This is a genomic window from Candidatus Poribacteria bacterium, assembly GCA_009839745.1.
GTDB lineage: Bacteria > Poribacteria > WGA-4E > WGA-4E > WGA-3G > WGA-3G.
In genome coordinates this window covers 27,063-46,464 of the sequence record VXPE01000112.1, presented here as the reverse complement: position 1 = coordinate 46,464, position 19,402 = coordinate 27,063, and the positions used below count along the sequence as shown (strand labels likewise).

Genomic DNA, 19,402 nt, shown 5'->3' with positions numbered 1-19,402 from the left:
TCATCAGAAAACCTGTTAACTGACTGCCGACTGCCATAAAAAACGGAGGCTCATAGTTAAAAATATGAAAATTACCGCGATCAAAACCTTTATGGCACGCTTCGGCAATCGACCTCGCGGGCTCATCAAAGTCGAAACAGATGAAGGACTTTACGGATGGGGTGAAGCCTACTCCACGGGTCCCGACCTCTCTGTTGAGCCGATCGCTGACTACATCTTTGAGATGATTCAAGGTGACGACCCGAGGCGCATTGAATATATAATGATGAAACTGCATCAGCAGTTCCGGTTCCCACCCGGTGGTGCTGGACTTGCTGTTATTTCTGCTGTCGATCACGCCCTCTGGGACATCAGTGGAAAAGCAGCGGGTTTGCCGGTATACATGCTCCTCGGTGGACACGCTCGGGACCACATCCGCGTCTATCGTGGTATCGGCGGTAGGGATGGTATTGAAGCCGCAGATCAAGCACACAAACTCCATGAAGAGTGGGGGTTTACGGCTTTCAAGACGAGTCCTTACCAGCTTGATCCCGATGCAGATCGTTGGGGACGCGTTTGTGAGGCAGCCGCTACCTATTTTGAGCAAATTCGGGATAACACACCCACGGATTGGGAATTCGCCTTCGACCCACACGCCAAAATCTTTGAACCCATACGCGCGCTCCAACTCGCAAACGCCCTCGCGCCCTACGATCCCTATTTCTATGAGGAACCCCTCCGACCCGAGCATATACCCGCATGGGCACGCCTACGCGCCCAGATGCAAGTGCCACTCGCAACGGGGGAATCCCTCTATACGCGCTTTGAGTTTCTGGATGTTATTGCAGCGCAAGGGGCTGACATAATTCAGCCGGATGTATGTGTCTGTGGTGGGTTACTGGAGATGCGGAAGATTGCTGCGATTGCCGAAGCACACTACGTCAGTGTCGCACCGCATAACCCGATGGGACCGCTCGCAACGGCAGTGAATGTTCACTTCGCCGCCGCAACCGCGAATTTCAAAATCCTTGAGTATCTGCTGCCTACCGAGACGGAATGGAACGCGTGGGTAGACGAACCTTATCTGCCAAAAGACGGGTATTTGGAATTGCGAGATCGTCCCGGCTTGGGTGTAGAGGTCAACGAATCCGCAATCGCCGACAACGAATACATCCATTGGCAACGCACCTGTCCCATCCGACCCGATGGGTCGACAGGTTATATTTAATACCCGTCAGCCCTCAGTAGAAAGTTCGCAAGTTGAGAAGTTGAGAAGTTTGCAAGTTTTGATCGACTTTCCAACTTCCCAACTTTAGCACACTTTAGAACGTCCCAAGACTTTTACGTCTTCTTGCTGACTATTGATTGCTGGCTCCTATATACGCCTGTAAATGCTTCAACGCGCGCCCATTGTCCATCACTGACTGGGCGCGAGCAAGCGCATCTTTAGGTTCTGGGCAAATTCCTAACAGGTAATCTACCATCGCTGTGTTTAGGAGAATTCTGTCGTAGATATGTCCTTTCTCACCGGAGAGTGCCGCCACACCGGCTTCCGCAAATGCCGCCGCGCTGACAACCTCTGGACGTGGACTTCTCGTATAGTCAAATCCATAAATCCCCGGATCGATATCCAACGCGAAATCTTCACGGACATCGTTTACACGACGGAAACCTTGGGAATAGTTGACTGCCATCCTTGCGTTTTCATTTCCTGCAGGAGCGGGCGTAGAAGGCTTTCCGAGTCGGAGCGCATAGTGGCTTGTCCCTTCCTCTCCCTTCACAGCAACCGCCGCATCGAATCCGCGCTCCCACGCCAACTGGAGAAGGGGTTTCTCATATCCGATATGATAGTAGCCGAGCACCATGTAGTTTGCCTCTCGTGCCGAAAAAAACTGTTGCGCCTTCTCAGTCGCAGCCCAAGGTGGGCGTTTCTTGATGTGCACCCGCAGTTCGCGCAAGTTATAGGCGGCAGGGCAATACTCACGCTGGCTGATGTATCCGAAACCCACCGATGCGTCTGTAATCAGTGAAGCCGTCTGGGCAAGCGATAGGCGCGTGTTGGCCCCGAGTGCCTTCAGGAGGGTTTCCTCTGTTACACCGTTTTTTGGGGGCATTGCATCCACACTGTGGAGGAGTGATGCTTCGCCGAGTGCGGCACGTACTGCCGCGACGAACACGGTCGGACGAAAATAACGCCTTGCACCGTCATAGGGTTGCCCAAAATGCGTTAATTCGGCAATGTCAATCGGTTCGACCGCTTCGGGTCCGAAGAACGCGTCAAGATAACCGCGCACTTCCTGATAAGTCTCGCGGTTCATTCTTTGTCCGATCAGCGCAGCACCTTTGAAAGCGGGTTTCACGTCGTTGCTAAGGATGGCTTTACACATCTCTCGGGTTTCGGTATACCCTAAATGTTTTGCCCGTAGAATCTTTTCTAACGCGTTTACGACGATTGTCTCTGTCGGATTCGCTGGGACGTAGCCGCGCGCAGGGTTCATGAGGTATTGAATTTCTGGGGGCAGTTGCGCTGTAAGGGCTGAACGGTATTTACGGAACGCCGCTTGCTCTGCTGGACTCCACTGTGTTGCCTTGGGGAAATAGGCACGGAGCGTCATTGCCGCAAAGAACGCGCCCATCTGCGCCTCTGAAGCTGCGTCTGACGCTGGGAGTTCACCCCTTAAGGATTTCAGAAGTGTTTCAAGAAGTGGCTCCGGCTGCGGAAAATCCGAAGCGTTTATACCTAAAGGACGCGTCTGGTGGGGTCCCGTGCAAACTCGTGCTTGTGCTTCAAGCAGAACCGCATTCGGCCCCGGGTATACCGGTGTATATGCGTGAGAATCAAAATCCGCCATTTGACAATATCCTCCGAGCGTGGCACCCATTCTATTTGATGGTGCAAGATGTTAGGTGAGAGTTCTGGTTCTATTATACTGCATTTTTAGGTTTAAAACAAATGTCATGCGTCTCAACGTACTGACTGCCAATCGCTGATGATTGGCAGCTGAGGTCTGAACGGTTCTGGAAGGCGCTGCAAAAGACTTGACGAGACCCAGAAAGGAAAGTATAATGTAATGTAGGCAGACTTAAGGTGTCTTTTGAGTTAACCAGAGACCACCGCGTAATGAAATGGAGCGGTGCCCAGAAGCAATAAATTAAAATATGTTATTGACAATATCAACTACATATTCTCCTGCGACAGACCTCGGCTATCTGTTGCATAAACACCCAGCGCGAATTCAATCCTTTACACTTCCCTTTGGTCAAGCACATGTCTTTTATCCAGAGGCACAGACCGAAAAATGCACGGCAGCACTGCTGCTCGACGTTGATTCGGTGGGACTTATCCGCCGCTCCCGCGGGCAATTTGCGGAAAGTTTCGCGCTATCGCAATACGTCAACGATCGTCCGTATGTTGCTTCCTCATTTTTAAGTGTAGCGATATCGAGGGTGTTTGGCAGCGCGTTGTCAGGTAAATGCAAAGAACGTCCAGAACTCGTAAAGACTGAGATTCCGCTAAGCGCGAAGTTATCCATTCTGCCGTGTCGCGGTGGAGAGAAATTGTTGCGACGGCTTTTCGAGCCGCTCGGTTATACAATCGAGGCACAACGGCACACGCTAAATACACAGTTTCCGGAGTGGGGCGACAGTCGTTATTTTACGGTAACACTCGAAAAGACCTGTTCCTTAAGCGAACTCCTCACGCACCTTTACGTTTTGACGCCTGTACTTGACGACGAAAAGCACTACTGGGTTGGCGATGCAGAGGTCAAAAAACTCTTAAAGCATGGGGATAACTGGCTCACCGCGCATCCAGAACAGGAATCTATCGTCCTTCGCTACCTGAAACATCAACGAAAACTCACGCAGGAGGCACTCGCCCAATTGCGTGAAGAAGATGCGCAAGAGACTGACGAATTCGGTCAAGCACAGGAAGAGCAGGTTGAAGAACGTATCGGTCTGAACGAAGTCCGCTTGGCTATGGTCACTGAAGTCCTCAAACAGTGTGGTGCAAGGCGCGTGCTCGATCTGGGGTGCGGTGAAGGAAAACTTCTCCGTAAGTTGTTGACTGAAGAACAGTTTGAAGAGATTGTCGGAATGGACGTTTCACATCGCATACTAAAAATCGCACAGGAACGGCTCCATTACGATCGGTTACCCGATAAACAGAAAAAACGACTCCGCCTATTTCAAGGATCGCTCGGATATCGAGATAAACGTCTATCTGGATACGATGCAGCTGCGGTTATAGAGGTAATCGAACACTTAGATGCACCGCGACTTGCGGCTTTTGAGCGAGTGATTTTTGAATTTACGTGTCCTCGAACCGTTGTGTTGACGACGCCCAATATAGAATACAACGTGAAGTTTGAGAACCTCGAGGCTGGATCCTTTCGGCATAAGGACCACCGTTTCGAGTGGACACGAAACGAGTTTCAATCCTGGGCATCAGATGTTGCTAAACGCTGCGGTTATGCCGTTGAATTTTACCCAATTGGACCAGAGGCTGAAGGCGTTGGTCCACCAACACAAATGGCAGTCTTTACTCGAAACCGCAAGCCTGTTATCAAATGAAAGATGACTCTACGGAAAGGCGTGTCTCTTACCAAGCCGACCTGACCGAACCGCAAGGGATACTTATAGTTATCAGTTATCAGTAAAGAGGTTTCGTTAAACCCTAAAGGAGTAGCCTGCAACAATACGCAGAAATACCCAAGCAAAAACACGCAGGCGGGTCTACGGAGAAGCAGATGAAAGTTCAAACCGACCTGACCGAACCGCAAGGAAAAATTAAAATTCCTGAACCCTCACTTGTAATCCTTATTGGACCTTCCGGGTCAGGCAAGTCCACCTTTGCTCGTAAGCACTTCAAGCCGACCGAGATTCTTTCATCGGATTTCTGTCGAGGGCTTGTTTCGGACGACGAAACCGACCAGACGGCAACAAACGATGCATTCGAAGTGCTGCGTTTCATCGCCGCGAAACGGCTCGCTGCTGGTAAATTGACGGTCATTGATGCAACGAACGTCCAAGTTGAAGCACGCAAACCTTTGCTTGCGCTGGCACGCGAATACCATTACTTAACTGTTGCGATTGTGTTTAACATGCCCCCAAAACTCTGTCAAGAGAGAAATGAGGGACGTCCCGATCGCAATTTAAAACCGCATGTCATCCGTCAGCAGAACCAGCAACTGCGTCGCTCACTGCGATATCTCAAACGTGAAGGTTTTCGGAATTTCGTCTATGTGATGTCCACACCTGAAGCTATTGAAGCCATCCGTATAGAACGGCAGCCCTTGTGGACCAACCGCACAAATGAGCATGGACCGTTTGACATTATAGGTGATATTCACGGCTGTTTTGATGAACTTGTTCAATTACTCAAGGAACTTGGTTATGAAATCTCAACGCAGTCAGATGGTGAAACTATTGTTGAGCCACCACAAGGCAGGAAAGCGATTTTCGTTGGGGATTTTGTTGACCGAGGTCCGAAGGTTGCTGAGGTATTACGCTTGGTCATGGGAATGCAAAAGACTGGCGCGGCTATCTGTGTCCCCGGAAATCATGACGTAAAACTGGTGCGTGCACTACGTGGCAAAAATGTGAACCCAACACACGGATTGGCGGAGTCGCTCTCTCAGTTGAAAAAAACATCAACCGCATTTAAGACGCAAGTCGCGGAATTCTTGGATGGTTTGGTAAGCCACTGTGTACTTGACAACGGAAGATTGGTCGTCGCCCATGCTGGAATGAAGGCGGAATTACAAGGCAGAGCCTCAGGGCGCGTGCGTGAATTCGCACTCTATGGGGAAACGACTGGAGAAACCGATACGTTCGGCTTGCCGATTCGGAGCAATTGGGCTGACGAGTATCGCGGCGATGCGATGGTTGTCTATGGACACACGCCAGTCGCCGAGTCACAGTGGGTAAATCGAACAATTAACATTGATACCGGATGTGTTTTTGGCGGTAAACTGACTGCGTTGCGATACCCTGAAAAAGAGCTCGTGTCTGTTCCCGCACACCGAACATATTACGAACCGACGAAACCGCTACAGACGCACCCCGCTGAAGCGCTTGAAAAGAATTCCGTTGAAGCTCTCCAGAAGAGAGTTCCCATATCTATAGCCGGTGATATCCTAAACATCGATGATGTCCTCGGAAGGCGCGTTATTGACACACGGTTACATCACACTGTAACAATCCGTGAAGAGAATGCCATAACCGCACTTGAGGTGATGAGTCGTTTCGCTATAGACCCAAAATGGCTTATATACCTTCCAGCGACGATGTCCCCAACTGAGACGACAAACAGACCCGGTTTGCTTGAACATCCAACGGAGGCGTTCACTTATTATCGCAGACAGGGCGTATCCAACGTCATCTGGGAAGAAAAACACATGGGATCACGCGCTGTTGTTGTCGTTTGCCGGGATCCAGAGACCGCCAAAAAACGGTTTGGTGTTACGGACGACACCCTTGGTATCTGTTACACACGCACCGGCAGAAACTTCTTTAATGAGGCTGCCGTTGAAGCCGAGCTGTTGAAACAGGTGAAAATTGCGGTAGACAGCGTCGGTTATTGGGAGACGCTGAACACAGATTGGATCTGTTTTGATTGTGAGTTGATGCCGTGGTCGGTTAAGGCGCAGCAGTTGCTGCAGCAGCAATATGCCCCGGTCGGAACGTCGGCTCGTATTGCTTTGGGAGAAGCCATTACTTCCTTGGAAGCCGCTGCTGAACGGGGCATTGAGGTAAATTCTGTATTGGATAACTATCGGCAACGCGCAGGGGCAATCGACGCATACATCAACGCTTATCAGCAATACTGCTGGAACGTCCAATCTGTCTCGGACCTGAAATTGGCACCTTTCCACCTACTCGCGACGGAAGGTGCGGTGTACTTCGACAAAGACCATCTGTGGCACATGGAAATGCTTACAGAACTCTGTCAAAATTCTGAGGACAACCTGTTGCTCGCAACTCCCTACGGAATGGTTGATCTAACCGATGACGCCAGCCAAACTGCAGCCGTCCGTCGCTGGGAGGAACTCACTGCGCAAGGGAGTGAAGGCGCAGTCATCAAACCTCTGGATTTTATCGTCCAAGGCAAACGAGGATTGGTCCAACCCGCTATAAAGTGCCGAGGTCGTGAATACCTGCGAATCATCTATGGACCGGAATATACACTGCCGCAAAACTTAGAGCGACTTCGGACCCGGGGACTCTCTCACAAGCGTTCCCTTGCACTTCGAGAGTTTGCATTGGGAGTTGAGGCACTTGAGCGGTTTGTTCGTCGTGAACCGTTGTCTCGTGTTCATGAATGCGTTTTCGGAATTCTGTCGCTTGAGAGCGAGGCGGTTGATCCAAGACTCTAAAGCATTATCGTTAAGATAACCCTCTTCTCCAAATTTTTTGATGAAAATCTCCGAAGGTTGCAACGAACTTTACAAAATAAGGAATTTTACTGGAATAGCAGAAAAAATGAAGATTCAATTGATATATTGCCTATTAATCTTCTGCCTGAGTTTATCGATAGGGGGAGGCTGTGCGACGCAAGAAGATCCGAATCCCGTATCACCTGAAGATACCTCCGAAGTTGTCCTCAAAGACCATCAACTTATTGAGAATGAAACGTGGGACCCCGAGAAGACGTATATTGTACAGGGAACAGTAGAGATTCCACAGAATATAACCCTCAACATCCGACCCGGCACAACTGTTAAATTTAAACGGGATGCCCTTCTCATCGTAAGAGGTATTTTAAAGATCGGGACCCCTTTAGATCAAGACCCAGTAACTCGACTTGTGCATCTCACATCGGACACTGTCGGACCTGCCCCCGGCGATTGGAACGGTATCCTTTTCGACCACACACACGATTTAGAGAGTTTTGTCAGAGGGGCGGTTATAGCGTATGCCACAGTCGCTCTTGACATCCAAACGGCATCGCCAACTGTTGCAGCGTGCGTTTTTCGTCAAAATAAAACCGCCATCGCTCTCGACGGGAGTGACGCTCGCGTTCAACACAACGACATTCTTGACAATCACATCGGCATCAGCACTCTCGGACGCCAAACGCGTCCGAGAATTGAAAGAAACAATATCACCAAAAACGAGACCGGTATCTTCTGTGAGAATGTCCAATCTATTATTCAAAACAACAATCTGAACACGAATATTTTTGCACTCCGTTTAAACGTGAAATTTGACTTAGTGGTGACCAGCAATTGGTGGGGAAACTCAGATACGACTGAGATAGCCAATGTCATTGTGGATGGTGCTGATCCGGTACTGACTACCAAACAGATAGGGACAGTCCATTATGAACCCTTCGCGGATACGCGAATCGCCGATGCAGGCTTTCCATATCCGGGACTCCTCACTGGATTAAAGAAGTAGACACACGCCGTGTCCTGTTCACAAGAGCCGCAAGCCTGTATTTTCCCGCAAGCCCACACGCGGCTTGCGCCAAGGGAGGGCGATTCTACGGGAAGGCACGTTTTTTGACCAGCCTACCTGACCGAACCGCAAGGAAAAATAAAAATTCTTAAAAATATAGTGGCAACCCTAATCTGTTTATTGGGTATACATATCCTCATTCGGGAATGCCTCTGCCGCAACCGGGTCGCTATCCTTATGTATCACGATGCGAAGTCGGCTGTTTTCGCGAGACATATTGCGTATCTCTTGCGCCATTATACAGTTATCTCACTTGATACCTTGGTCTCCGCTATTCATCAGAAGGATTTCTCACGGATCCCCGCGAAGAGCGTTGTAATTACTATCGACGATGGCCACGCGGATAATATCAAACTCTTACCCCTTTTCAAGCAGTACCGTATTTGTCCGACACTCTTTGTTTGCACACAGATTGTTGATACACATCGGCATTTCTGGTTTAAAGTGGAAGAGCAATCCAAAGCGGAGAGAGAAAAACTGAAAAGACTGCCGAATGTAGAACGGTTAGCGTTCCTCAAGCATACCGCTGACTTTGAACCCGAAAAGACGTATCCAGAGAGGCAGGCATTGAATATCGCCGAAATGAAAGAGATGATAGCGGACGTTGATTTTCAACCGCATACGCAGTTCCATCCGATTTTACCACACTGTACGGAAGCGGAATGTAGACAAGAAATTCTGGGTAGCAAGCTGGATTTAGAGAAACTTTTGGATATTGAATGTTCCCATTTCAGTTACCCGAACGGTGATTATACCGAACGCGAAATTGAGATTGTGAAAACGGCGGGGTTCCGATCGGCGCGGACGACCGATATAGGCTGGAATACGCAGAAGACTGCACCCTATCGACTGAGAACCGTTCCGATTGCCGATGATGCTGGATTGACCCTTTTCCGCGCGCAACTCACAACAATCCCGCAACGGCTTAATAGTTGGGTAAATGCTGTATTGCCTTAAGTGGAACTACTGCGATTAAAATAGACACAATACAGAGGGCTTTATCCACTGAATATCAGCGGACTTTAGAGGTGTTCCACGGTAATTTGGGACTTGACATTTTACGTTCAGTGTGTTACAATATTAGCGTCTTGGATGCGGATTTTTCCACAGTTTCTGAAGGTTTTTACTCCCGCATCACTGGTTTAGACAAAGATTATACCTATTTTGTGTGGGGAGGTGATTTCTATGATTTTCCTAACCGGGAACAGCGGTTATATTGGCGGACACTTGCATCAAGCGTATCCTTCGGCAAACACCCTTGATGAAAGTCAGTGTTTTCAGCGATGGGAGACGTTATTTGCCGAAGTGCGTGATTCGATAGAACAGGCAACGACGATTATTCATTGCGGAGCAATAGCTGATTCACTTTATCAAGACCCGAACATCTTTAAATGGAACTATGAAGCGACAAAGCAACTCGCTGATATGGCGCGTCAGAAAAATGCCTTTCTCATTTTTATATCCTCTTGCACGGCGATCGCTCCGGAATCTTACTATGGATGGTCTAAGCGGGTCGCTGAGGACTACATCCGGGTAAACAATGAAAAGTATTGTATTTTGAGGCTCTACAATGTCTATGGCGATGAGGACAATCGCCCACCTGAAAACCATTCTGTACCTGAAAAACTCATGCGGCGGACGCTTCGCTATGTGTTCTGTCCCTTTCGCCGGGATTATATCCACGTAGCAGATGTCGTGCGTGCTGTCCGCTATGTTGAAAATTCAAATATTATCGGCACCTATGATGTTGGAACAGGCAAAGCTGTTGAAGTGAAAGAGTTGGCAGAGTTAACCGATGGCGGATTCTATACAGAAACGACGGCCGCGGCTGTTTTGGGAGAAAACCATCCACCGCTCGAACTGCAAGCACGTCCAGACTATATGCTCCCTGGCTTTAAAACAGTCCGGGATGTGTATTCTCAGTTTGTCGGAACCTAAATAGAAAATTAAAATTCAATTGAAACAACTGATATGCGAAAAAGAGACCGAGTATGGTTATGAAATCCGTGAAGTTGAAACACAACAAGAGCATGTTCACTTACTTGTTGAGATACCGCCTACAGATTCTATAGACAAAATTGGTGGCAAAATCAAGGGCTATACGGCTAAAGTTTTGCGAGAAGAATATCCGTCTCTCAAAAGTCGTCTGCCTTCACTTTGGACGCGTTCAAAGTTTGTAATACCATTTCTGAATAACCGTTTCTCATTAGCGAAAACCCGCTCGTAGGGGCGAGGTCCCCTCGCCCGTCTAATCCGTCCGAATCCTCATAGCATTTCAAAATCTCTGAAATGCGAATTTATTTTTCAGATTTGGTATAAGTTCTTGTGGCGGTGTAACACTCCAAGTCATAAAAGACTATCCAGAATGCACACTATCCTGAATGTCTCACAAAATCATTATGTCCGTGGCGGTTCCGATCGCTACTTTTTTGTGCTCGCTGAGTTGTTAAGAAAGCATGGACACCGAATCATCCCCTTTACGGCGGCAGATCCTGAAAATGAGTCGTCTGAATGGGAACGTTATTTCCCGCGCGGTGCAAATTTTGAGCAGCCGGCAGTAGGCGACTTGTTCCGCTTTCTATATTCATACGACGCTGTTAAATCAATTCGAGGGTTACTAAAACACACAGAAATTGATCTCGCACATTTCCACATCTACTACGGTAAACTGACGGCTTCAATCTTGGGCGAACTCAAAAAAGCAGGGATCCCGCTCATTCAGACGTTACATGATTTTAAGTTGACGTGTCCAGTTCATAGTCATATCTCGAACGATGAAATTTGTGAGGCTTGTGCGGGTAAACACTTTTGGCGCGCCCTCCCCAAACGATGCAATAAGGGATCACTCGCTCGCACTGCGTTGAGCGTTACCGAATCTTATTTCTCTCAGATACTGGGTTCACATGACAAGTTTGACCATTTCATTTCTGTATGTCACTTCAACCGTAAAAAAATGATCTCCTACGGTATTCCTGAAGATAAGATATCAACTGTACACAACTTTGTCGAGGTCTCTGACATCACGCCGAATTTCAAAGCCGGGAACTATCTTCTCTATTTCGGGCGCTTGTATCGAAGTAAAGGGATTTTTACGTTAATGGAAGCAGCGATGCCACTCAAACACGTCCCGCTCTATATTGTCGGAGATGGTGAGGCGATGCCTGAACTTCAGCGTATGCGTGAACAGAATGAATGTGAGCATATTCACCTGCTCGGTTTTAAGCAGGGTGATGAACTCCGGGAACTGATTCAGAATTGTATTGGTATGGTCTTGCCATCCGAACTATATGAAAACTGCCCGATGTCTATTTTGGAGGCGTATGCCTACGGCAAACCAGCGATCGGGGCTGATATCGGCGGAATTCCTGAACTCATCGTAGACGGTGTTGATGGATTTCTTTTTCCGCCGGGCAGACAAGAGGCACTGCGAGAACGGCTACTGTGGATGTTCGAGCATAAAAGCGAAGCGACAGAGATGGGGCGTGCGGCACGCCACAAGGTAGAAACCGAGTTTAATGCTAACATTCATTATGAAAAGATTATGAGCATCTATCAACAGTTTTTATAAAGGACTGTATCATAAGGAGAAAAATGCGGATTTTAATAACGTTACTGATCATTTTTTCCCTGCTGTCCACGGCGTTCAGTGAAATACGATTTGAAGATGTATCACAGCAGGCGGGAATCACTCGAATCGGTGAAAGTTGGGGGAATGCTTGGGGAGATTTTGACGGCGACGGATACCTTGACTTATGGGCGACGAATCATCGACATAAACCAAGTTTATATCGGAATAATGGTGACGGCACCTTTACAAATGTTATTGACGAGGTTTGGGACGCGAATCCCACTGCAGATACACACGGCGTAGCATGGGCTGACTTCGATAACGATGGCGACCAAGATCTGATTGTATTGTCAGGGAGTGGAGGCGGTTTAAGTGGGGTGCGCGATAACCACGCTAACCACTTCTATGTGAACGAGAACGGGCTGTTGATAGAGCGCGCCAAAGAACTGGGTGTGGATTATCCACTTTTGCGGAGTAGGACACCGCTCTGGCTTGATTCAAACCATGATGGACGACTTGATCTCCTTATGACGGGGATTCCCAGACAGGGTAAGGGCGGTGCCTCAATCACGTCTGCTTTGTTCGGACAAACCACGAATGGCTTTGAAAACATCAGCACCTTCGCCGGATTCTCTTTCTCAGAAAGTGCCGCACTTGCACAATACGCTGACATAACTGCAGACGGAAATATGGAAATCGTCCTTAGTTATCACAAATACCCGCTCGCGATATATGATACATCCGGAACTTCCTTTAAGGACCTAATTGGAACACTCGGTATTTCCAGGGGGTATTCTGTACATGATGCCGCAATTGCAGATTTCAATGGAGATTTACGTCCTGATATCTTTCTTGCCCGTGGAATCTATCAATCCTACGCAGGACAGATAGATTCCCATAAATTAGAATTGAATCTGCGCGGCAATTCAGATGAGATAGGGATTAGTTTCAAAACGGAAGGTGATGTCTTTTTTCAGATTTATTCAGAATGGGGACCGCGATTGCCCTTAGTGAACATCGGAGCCGATGGACACTTGGTGACAAAGTTTGAGGGAGGCGAGTTTCAAGGTGTAACGCCAAACCTCCGATCCGCGACCTTTAAAATTACACTCTCTCCAGATGATCCAAGAGTCGTCGGGCTGAAACCGCGCCCTGAAAATGCCAACTATGGGATTTACGTAGGGTATCAACCGGAGACAAAAAGATGGACGCTCCTCTCTCAGAAGAAACCTGCCATAGTCTTGGTAGAAGCGATGCAACCTATATCAGAATTCCAAACTATTAACTTTTCACTGACAGACTTGCGCGATCAACCGCCGTCTCAGCTCCTGATTAACCGAGGAGACGAATTCCGGAATGCCCCAAACATGGAGGCTTTCAATACTTTTGAAGACGGGCGCTGTGTCGCAGTAGGCGACTTTGATAACGATATGGATGTAGACATCTATGTTGTCCGTTCATGGGCATCTGCTAATGTTCCCAATCGTCTCTATACAAACCTTGGTAATGGTCGCTTCCTTAAAAGCCTGGATGCTGATGAAGTTTCCGGGAGTTCGAATGGGAGAGGACAAAGTGCCACTGTCGCAGATTACGATAAGGATGGTTACCTCGACCTTTTTCTCACAAACGGGCGAGCCGAATACCCTTTTAGCGAGGGGCCCGATCAGCTTTTCCGAAACGTTGGGGGTGGTAATAATTGGTTGCAAATTGATTTAGAGGGGACGGTTTCCAATCGCGATGGAATCGGCGCAAGGGTTTTCGCAACTACGCCTGACGGCAAAACTCAACTCCGAGAAAATGGAGGCGGCATTCACTGGGCGCAACAAGACCAGAAACGCATCCATTTTGGACTTGCACAGAACCAAACTGTCAGTGAATTGGTCATTCATTGGCCCAGCGGTATCGTTCAAAAATTGACAGATGTAACAGTCAACCAAGTGTTACACGTCGTTGAAGATGGGGTTCAAACATCAATTCCCGGCGATGTCAATCGGGATGGACACGTGGATATACTTGACCTCCTTAAGGTCATGGTACACTTCGGAGAAAATCCTCCTACAGACATACGAGTTGATACCAATAAAGATAAGCAAGTAGACCTTGAAGATCTGGTTTGGATTATCAAGATTATTGAAGAAAATCAAAGCGTCGCTGCAGCACCGACTCAGAAACATCAAACTACCCCGAGATCCACTGCTGTATCAAATAGTGTTGCTTCGTTATCAAATGCCGCTATCGTGTTCCTCCATTCTTTTTACCAAAAAATTGAAGAAATCCCAGGAGACGCTACACAAATAGCATTGGTAAAACGCTTTTTAGAACAACTGTTGATGTCTATTGATGGTCCCTTGGAGACCAAACTCTATGCCAACTATCCGAACCCCTTTAATCCAGAGACTTGGATCCCTTATCAACTCGCAACAGATAGTGATATCACAATACGCATCTACGACACAACAGGGCGTATCGTGAGGACCCTTTTCATTGGGCATCAAATATCAGGGTATTACCTGAGTCGAAGTAAAGCCGCATATTGGGATGGCAAAAACGAATTAGGGGAGCACGTGGCGAGTGGCGTTTACGTATATGAGTTAGAAACACCAACATTCACACAGACAAGACGGCTCGTCATAGTGAAATAGGGAATGGTTGTCAGTTGTCAGTTAGTCAGTTGTCAGTTAAGAGCAATACTCTCGCAGGAAGCAAAAACAGGACTGCCACAAGGTGTTTAACTGAAGACTGTTAACTGAAGATTGTTAACCACTAAATAAAAAATATGAAAAAGACAGTGTTAGTCACAGGGGGCGCGGGCTTTATGGGCGCCCACGTAATTAATGAACTTCTTCGCCAGGGAGACACAGACGTTGTTGCCCTTGATGACTTGAGCGGCGGTTTCCGTGAGAACCTGAACCCTGCCGCAACCTTTGTTGAAGGGAGTATCCTCGATGTGTCGCTGATAAATCGACTCTGTGAGCAATACCAATTCGACTATATCTATCATCTCGCTGCCTATGCAGCGGAAGGGCTCAGTCACTTCATCAAACGCTTTAACTACCAGAACAACCTCATCGGGAGTGTCAATCTCATCAATGCAGCCGTAAATTACAACGTCAAACGGTTTGTGTTCACCTCCTCCATCGCTGTTTACGGCGCGAACCAACTCCCGATGCACGAGGCACTTATCCCAATGCCCGAAGATTCCTACGGTATCGCCAAATACGCCGTTGAACAGGAACTTGCCACCGCAAAGCGACTCTTCGGTTTGGAGTATACTATTTTCCGTCCGCACAACGTCTACGGTGAACTCCAGAATATCGGTGACAAGTATCGAAACGTCATTGGTATTTTCATGAATAATATTATGCAAGGGGAACCGTTAGTTATCTTTGGAGACGGTGAACAGACGCGCGCCTTCACACATATCGCCGATGTCGCCCCACATATCGCTCGCGTTGTGGATATACCCGAAACCTCTGGAGAGGTTTTTAACGTCGGATCGGATAAGCATGTATCCGTCAACGAATTGGCAGACTTGGTGATGACAGCGATGGGAAAGGAAGTCTCTGTTATCAACGTGCGTGCAAGAGAAGAGGTGAAGCACGCGTATTGCACACACGAGAAATTCCACGGTGTCTTCGGAGAAACATCACAAGTCGCCCTTCCCGAAGGGTTAGAGAGAATGGCAGCTTGGGCGCAGGCCGTTGGTCCCCGCACTTCCGCTCCATTTACTGATATCGAAATTCGCAAAAATCTACCCGAAAGTTGGAATTTTTAACTATTGCTCTTGGACTGCTCTCCATTTCATTACGAGCAGGTGTTTGGTTCATTCGCAACTGGGTTTGGGAACTTGTCCACTAACACGAAACCTGCAACAACGGCACAGACGACTCGAATACGAACCCTTCAATGTCCAGACCACGTTACTTAGCCGCAAGGAACATTAAAAAGACGTTTTGGGTGATGGGGATTACCTTTGCTGGAATGGGGTTGAGTCTTCTCGTCCGGGTCCTCTTGATTCCCAAACGCTTTGGATTCAGCGATACAGCGGACGCACTCACTGCCGCATTAACGGTCGTGCTGTTGGTGGATACTATTGTCCGAGAGGGTGCTAAATTCAGCCTCGTTCCGGTTTTCGTCACACGCGAAAAGGAGATGACTCGCACGGAATACCAACGTTTCACGAATAGTCTTCTAATTTTGTTGATTAGTATTGGCTTCGGGATTTTCATTCTGGTCGAACTTTTTGCCCCTTGGATAGCAGCCGGGTTGTTACAGAAATCGACTGTTGATGTCCAGAAGACTACGACACTGTTGCGATTTTGTGCGCCGCTCCTTATCTTCGGATGTGGCAGCACTGTCTTGGGGGCTTTCCTAAATAGCCAGCAACATTTCAAAACAGTTGCTCTCCGAAATGCTTTACCGGCTGGCACCACGGCGTTTATATTTCTGATTCTGTGGAATACACAGCGCCTCGAAAACTATGTGGCGATGGCATACACAGGCGGATTTATCGCATATTTTGGGTGGCTCTGCCTCGGGGCATATCGAACGGGGCACCGGTATGCGTTTACAGGCGTTTCTGTGGACACGCTGCGTTCTTTGAAAAATACGGTTGCCCTACCGACATTCGGCTTCGGGATACGGCAAATCGTGAACCGTTTACTCGTTGAAGTGTATCTTGTTTCACAACTTGGCAGTGGTGCTATCACGCTCTATAAGTCTGCCTTCCAAATCTGTTCGGCGTTACAGACCCTCATCGGTATCAGTATTGCGACAACCGGTTTGCCCGATATGGCGACAGTGGTAACACGCCGGCGCGGTGATGGTGATCGCACGACTACTGAGCACGACGCAGCAAACAATAAGGTGGAATTAGGGCGGACGCTCAACCGAAACGCACGCATGGCTATCATCATCGGATTTCCAGTAACCCTGGTCCTGTTGGTATTCCATGGAAAGATCAGCTGGCTCTTGTATGGGAGAGGCACAATCAATGAAATGTCAATTGAATTGATAGGACAACTCCTCTTTTGGCTCAGCACAGGAATGGTATTCTCCTGTCTGATACCTGTGCTGAATGCTGGGCTTTACGCCCAAAAGGCATACCGCGCTATTTTCACAAATATGGTGACGATGGCGATACTCAATTTTCTGATAGCGTACGGGTTAATGGAAACGTGGTGGCTGCTATCCGTTGCGTTATCCGTATCAATCACTGCGCTTCTTGCTGTTGGAAATCTGACGTATCTCCTCCGAAGAACACGGGTGTCTTGGTTTTAACTTTTAATTTAGCCCTGTCGGGAAGTATGTAGATTTACTGGAATTGGAAGTAATCTGCGTATTTCTGCGTATTGTTGCAGGCTACGTTCTTTTTTATTAAGTTTTTAAGTCGGAAGTTGATCGTGGAACAAAGTGGAACGATGCCCAGATTCAATCGTTTAAAGAGTGTTGCGGACTATCGCTATCTCATCATAGGGGGGACCACGAAGGCAGCGACAACCTCGCTGTTTATCTATCTTGCCGACCACCCATCTATTTGTGCTGCCACCTACAAGGAAACCCGGTTTTTTCTCAGCGGTGACTATCCGCTTCCGTCAAAATACCGATATAGAGAAGATCAACAGGGGGGGGCTGTGGAAGAATACAATCTTTTGTTTCCTGATGTTGATGGAACGCAGCTTCGGATGGAGTCGACCCCTGACTATCTATATTGTAATGCAGCCCGTGAGAGAATTGCTACATCGCTACCCCATGCAAAGTTAGTCTTCAGTCTCCGTGAACCGATTTCCAGGTTGATCTCTTGGTATCGATTTGCAAAACAAATTGGCAAGTTGCCCCAAACTTTGAGTTTTGACGCGTATGTTGAATTGCTTTTCGCTACTACGAATCGCCATGAAAAGACAGAAGAACAGCACTTGCAAACACTTCAGCAGGGGTGTTATACTATCTATCTGGAGCATTATTTTAACCGATTCGGTCCGGAGCGTGTCCACATCCTTTTTTATGAGAAACTTGCCGCACAACCCGCGGACACTATGGCAAAATTATGTGACTTCGCTGGTATTGATGCCGGTTTTTATGGCGATTACGGCTTTAAAGTAACAAATCGGACGCAGCAGATGCGAAATTCTGAGTTGCATCGAAAATATAGGGACTTCCGGTTTCGATTGCGACAGTGGACGCATGACAAACCGATCATTCATATCCCGTTGCGATCCATAAGACGAACAATTGAACCACTCTATCTCCGATTGAACGCGCAGACGGATGAGGAGACGCAGGTGTCAGAAGAAACGCGACACCGTTTGATCGATTATTACACGTCGGATGTTCAGGCTCTCGGCGAATTGATGGGGGCATCGATACCATGGGAAACTTGGGAAAAATCCAGTTGATGATTGTTGGCGCGCAGAAGGCGGGGACCTCTTCGCTCCTCCGCTACTTGGCGCAGCATCCCGATATCCACACGCATGCCCAACCGGAGATGACGTTCTTCCTGCAGGCGCGTGAATATACGCGCGGGTATGAATGGGCTTTTGGGAAATACTTTACTGGACAGAATTCCCACGATGAGATTCAGGATAAGCATCTGATCGCGAAGAATGTGATGGTGATGCATTCACCGGAAGTCATGCAACGGATTTATGAACACAATCCTGAGATACACCTCGTCGTCCTCCTACGGGAACCTGTCGCGCGAGCGTATTCTGCCTATTGGTGGGCTCGGCGGAGAGGGTGGGAGAACATCAAAACTTATGAAAAGGCACTTGCTGCCGAGGAAACCCGCCTGAACGAAGGCTGGTTTAAATGGAGACAATGCGCTTATCAATACAACGGCATCTATTACCCGCATGTCAAGAATTTGATAACCCAATTTGGTGCCGGTCACGTGCATTGCGTCTTAACCGATGATTTAAAGGATAACGCCGAAGCTGTCTGTCAGCAACTCTTTGCGTGTATAGGGATCAGTGCGGATTTCAGCCCCACAATCGGTGAACGGCATAACCAAGCCACGCTGCCGCGTTCCGAGCGGTTCAACTTTCTGTTTACACAATTTCTGGCATCTCATAATCCGCTCAGGAGAGCCATTCGCAAACTCGTTCCAGATGCTACCGCTTACAAGTTGAGAAAAGCCGTTCTGGATTGGAACGACAGGTCTCCGACGGAAAATATGGGTTCAGTACCGCCTCCCATCAATCCACAGACGCGTGAACGCCAGATGGCGTATTTTCAGCCATTTAACGATCAATTGGCTGCGTTATTAGACAGAGATCTTTCTTCTTGGAATTCTTAATTTTTTTAATTTTACCTTGCGGAGGAACAATGTGCGTTTGGACTTTGACGTGCGTTTCTCAAATCCGCCTGCGTTTTTTTTGCTTGGGGTTTTTGCTTGGG

14 protein-coding genes are annotated in these 19,402 nt (G+C 48.1%); 13 read left to right on the top strand and 1 reads right to left on the bottom strand.

The features are described from left to right. Window positions 1-64 precede the first annotated feature (64 nt). Complete coding sequence (locus F4X88_17690) at window positions 65-1,207, top strand: mandelate racemase/muconate lactonizing enzyme family protein (GenBank protein ID MYA58119.1); 1,143 nt, start codon at window positions 65-67, stop codon at window positions 1,205-1,207. Window positions 1,208-1,337: 130 nt separating this feature from the next. Here F4X88_17690 and F4X88_17685 read toward each other — a convergent pair whose 3' ends face one another. Next, window positions 1,338-2,831 (bottom strand): hypothetical protein, encoded by a 1,494-nt coding sequence (locus F4X88_17685; protein MYA58118.1) that lies wholly within the window; start codon window positions 2,829-2,831, stop codon window positions 1,338-1,340. Window positions 2,832-3,138: 307 nt separating this feature from the next. Here F4X88_17685 and F4X88_17680 point away from each other — a divergent pair, with 307 nt between their 5' ends. The 12 genes from F4X88_17680 (at window position 3,139) to F4X88_17625 (ending at window position 19,301) form a co-directional block, all read left to right on the top strand. Further along, window positions 3,139-4,551: a 3' terminal RNA ribose 2'-O-methyltransferase Hen1 gene (locus F4X88_17680; GenBank protein MYA58117.1), complete on the top strand. Its 1,413-nt coding sequence runs from the start codon at window positions 3,139-3,141 to the stop codon at window positions 4,549-4,551. Window positions 4,552-4,727: 176 nt separating this feature from the next. Further along, the gene (locus F4X88_17675) at window positions 4,728-7,355 is read left to right on the top strand and encodes a polynucleotide kinase-phosphatase (protein ID MYA58116.1); all 2,628 of its coding nucleotides are present in this window, start codon (window positions 4,728-4,730) and stop codon (window positions 7,353-7,355) included. 40 nt (window positions 7,356-7,395) lie between these two features. After that, a complete protein-coding gene (locus tag F4X88_17670; protein ID MYA58115.1) occupies window positions 7,396-8,379 on the top strand; it encodes a hypothetical protein in 984 nt (327 codons plus the stop codon). Between the two features lie 180 nt (window positions 8,380-8,559). Further along, entirely contained in the window at window positions 8,560-9,396 is an 837-nt protein-coding gene (locus tag F4X88_17665; GenBank protein MYA58114.1) for a polysaccharide deacetylase family protein, read from the top strand. 228 nt (window positions 9,397-9,624) lie between these two features. After that, entirely contained in the window at window positions 9,625-10,377 is a 753-nt protein-coding gene (locus F4X88_17660; GenBank protein ID MYA58113.1) for an NAD(P)-dependent oxidoreductase, read from the top strand. Window positions 10,378-10,396: 19 nt separating this feature from the next. Then, complete coding sequence (tnpA, locus tag F4X88_17655; GenBank protein ID MYA58112.1) at window positions 10,397-10,666, top strand: IS200/IS605 family transposase; 270 nt, start codon at window positions 10,397-10,399, stop codon at window positions 10,664-10,666. A gap of 138 nt (window positions 10,667-10,804) precedes the next feature. After that, window positions 10,805-12,007: a glycosyltransferase family 4 protein gene (locus F4X88_17650; protein MYA58111.1), complete on the top strand. Its 1,203-nt coding sequence runs from the start codon at window positions 10,805-10,807 to the stop codon at window positions 12,005-12,007. 23 nt (window positions 12,008-12,030) lie between these two features. Continuing rightward, window positions 12,031-14,649 carry a T9SS type A sorting domain-containing protein gene (locus F4X88_17645; GenBank protein ID MYA58110.1) on the top strand — a complete coding sequence of 873 codons (2,619 nt, stop codon included), beginning with the start codon at window positions 12,031-12,033 and terminating at the stop codon, window positions 14,647-14,649. A 134-nt stretch (window positions 14,650-14,783) separates the two neighbouring features. Next, on the top strand, window positions 14,784-15,782 hold the full coding sequence (locus F4X88_17640) for an NAD-dependent epimerase/dehydratase family protein (protein MYA58109.1): 999 nt from the start codon (window positions 14,784-14,786) through the stop codon (window positions 15,780-15,782). 131 nt (window positions 15,783-15,913) lie between these two features. After that, window positions 15,914-17,287: a hypothetical protein gene (locus F4X88_17635; GenBank protein ID MYA58108.1), complete on the top strand. Its 1,374-nt coding sequence runs from the start codon at window positions 15,914-15,916 to the stop codon at window positions 17,285-17,287. Between the two features lie 122 nt (window positions 17,288-17,409). Further along, the gene (locus tag F4X88_17630; GenBank protein ID MYA58107.1) at window positions 17,410-18,402 is read left to right on the top strand and encodes a sulfotransferase; all 993 of its coding nucleotides are present in this window, start codon (window positions 17,410-17,412) and stop codon (window positions 18,400-18,402) included. Continuing rightward, window positions 18,375-19,301, top strand: coding sequence for a sulfotransferase domain-containing protein (locus F4X88_17625; protein ID MYA58106.1), 927 nt, complete (start codon window positions 18,375-18,377; stop codon window positions 19,299-19,301). The genes F4X88_17630 and F4X88_17625 overlap by 28 nt, the downstream gene beginning before the upstream one ends. Window positions 19,302-19,402: the final 101 nt, after the last annotated feature.

Bases quoted from the DNA above. Each gene is read 5' to 3' on its own strand.
- F4X88_17645 (MYA58110.1), top strand. From the start codon at position 12,031: ATGCGGATTTTAATAACGTTACTGATCATTTTTTCCCTGCTGTCCACG.
- F4X88_17625 (MYA58106.1), top strand. From the start codon at position 18,375: ATGGGAAACTTGGGAAAAATCCAGTTGATGATTGTTGGCGCGCAGAAG.
- F4X88_17690 (MYA58119.1), top strand. From the start codon at position 65: ATGAAAATTACCGCGATCAAAACCTTTATGGCACGCTTCGGCAATCGA.
- F4X88_17680 (MYA58117.1), top strand. From the start codon at position 3,139: ATGTTATTGACAATATCAACTACATATTCTCCTGCGACAGACCTCGGC.
- F4X88_17660 (MYA58113.1), top strand. From the start codon at position 9,625: ATGATTTTCCTAACCGGGAACAGCGGTTATATTGGCGGACACTTGCAT.
- F4X88_17635 (MYA58108.1), top strand. From the start codon at position 15,914: ATGTCCAGACCACGTTACTTAGCCGCAAGGAACATTAAAAAGACGTTT.
- F4X88_17650 (MYA58111.1), top strand. From the start codon at position 10,805: ATGCACACTATCCTGAATGTCTCACAAAATCATTATGTCCGTGGCGGT.
- F4X88_17675 (MYA58116.1), top strand. From the start codon at position 4,728: ATGAAAGTTCAAACCGACCTGACCGAACCGCAAGGAAAAATTAAAATT.
- F4X88_17685 (MYA58118.1), bottom strand. From the start codon at position 2,831: ATGGCGGATTTTGATTCTCACGCATATACACCGGTATACCCGGGGCCG.
- F4X88_17670 (MYA58115.1), top strand. From the start codon at position 7,396: ATGAAAATCTCCGAAGGTTGCAACGAACTTTACAAAATAAGGAATTTT.
- F4X88_17640 (MYA58109.1), top strand. From the start codon at position 14,784: ATGAAAAAGACAGTGTTAGTCACAGGGGGCGCGGGCTTTATGGGCGCC.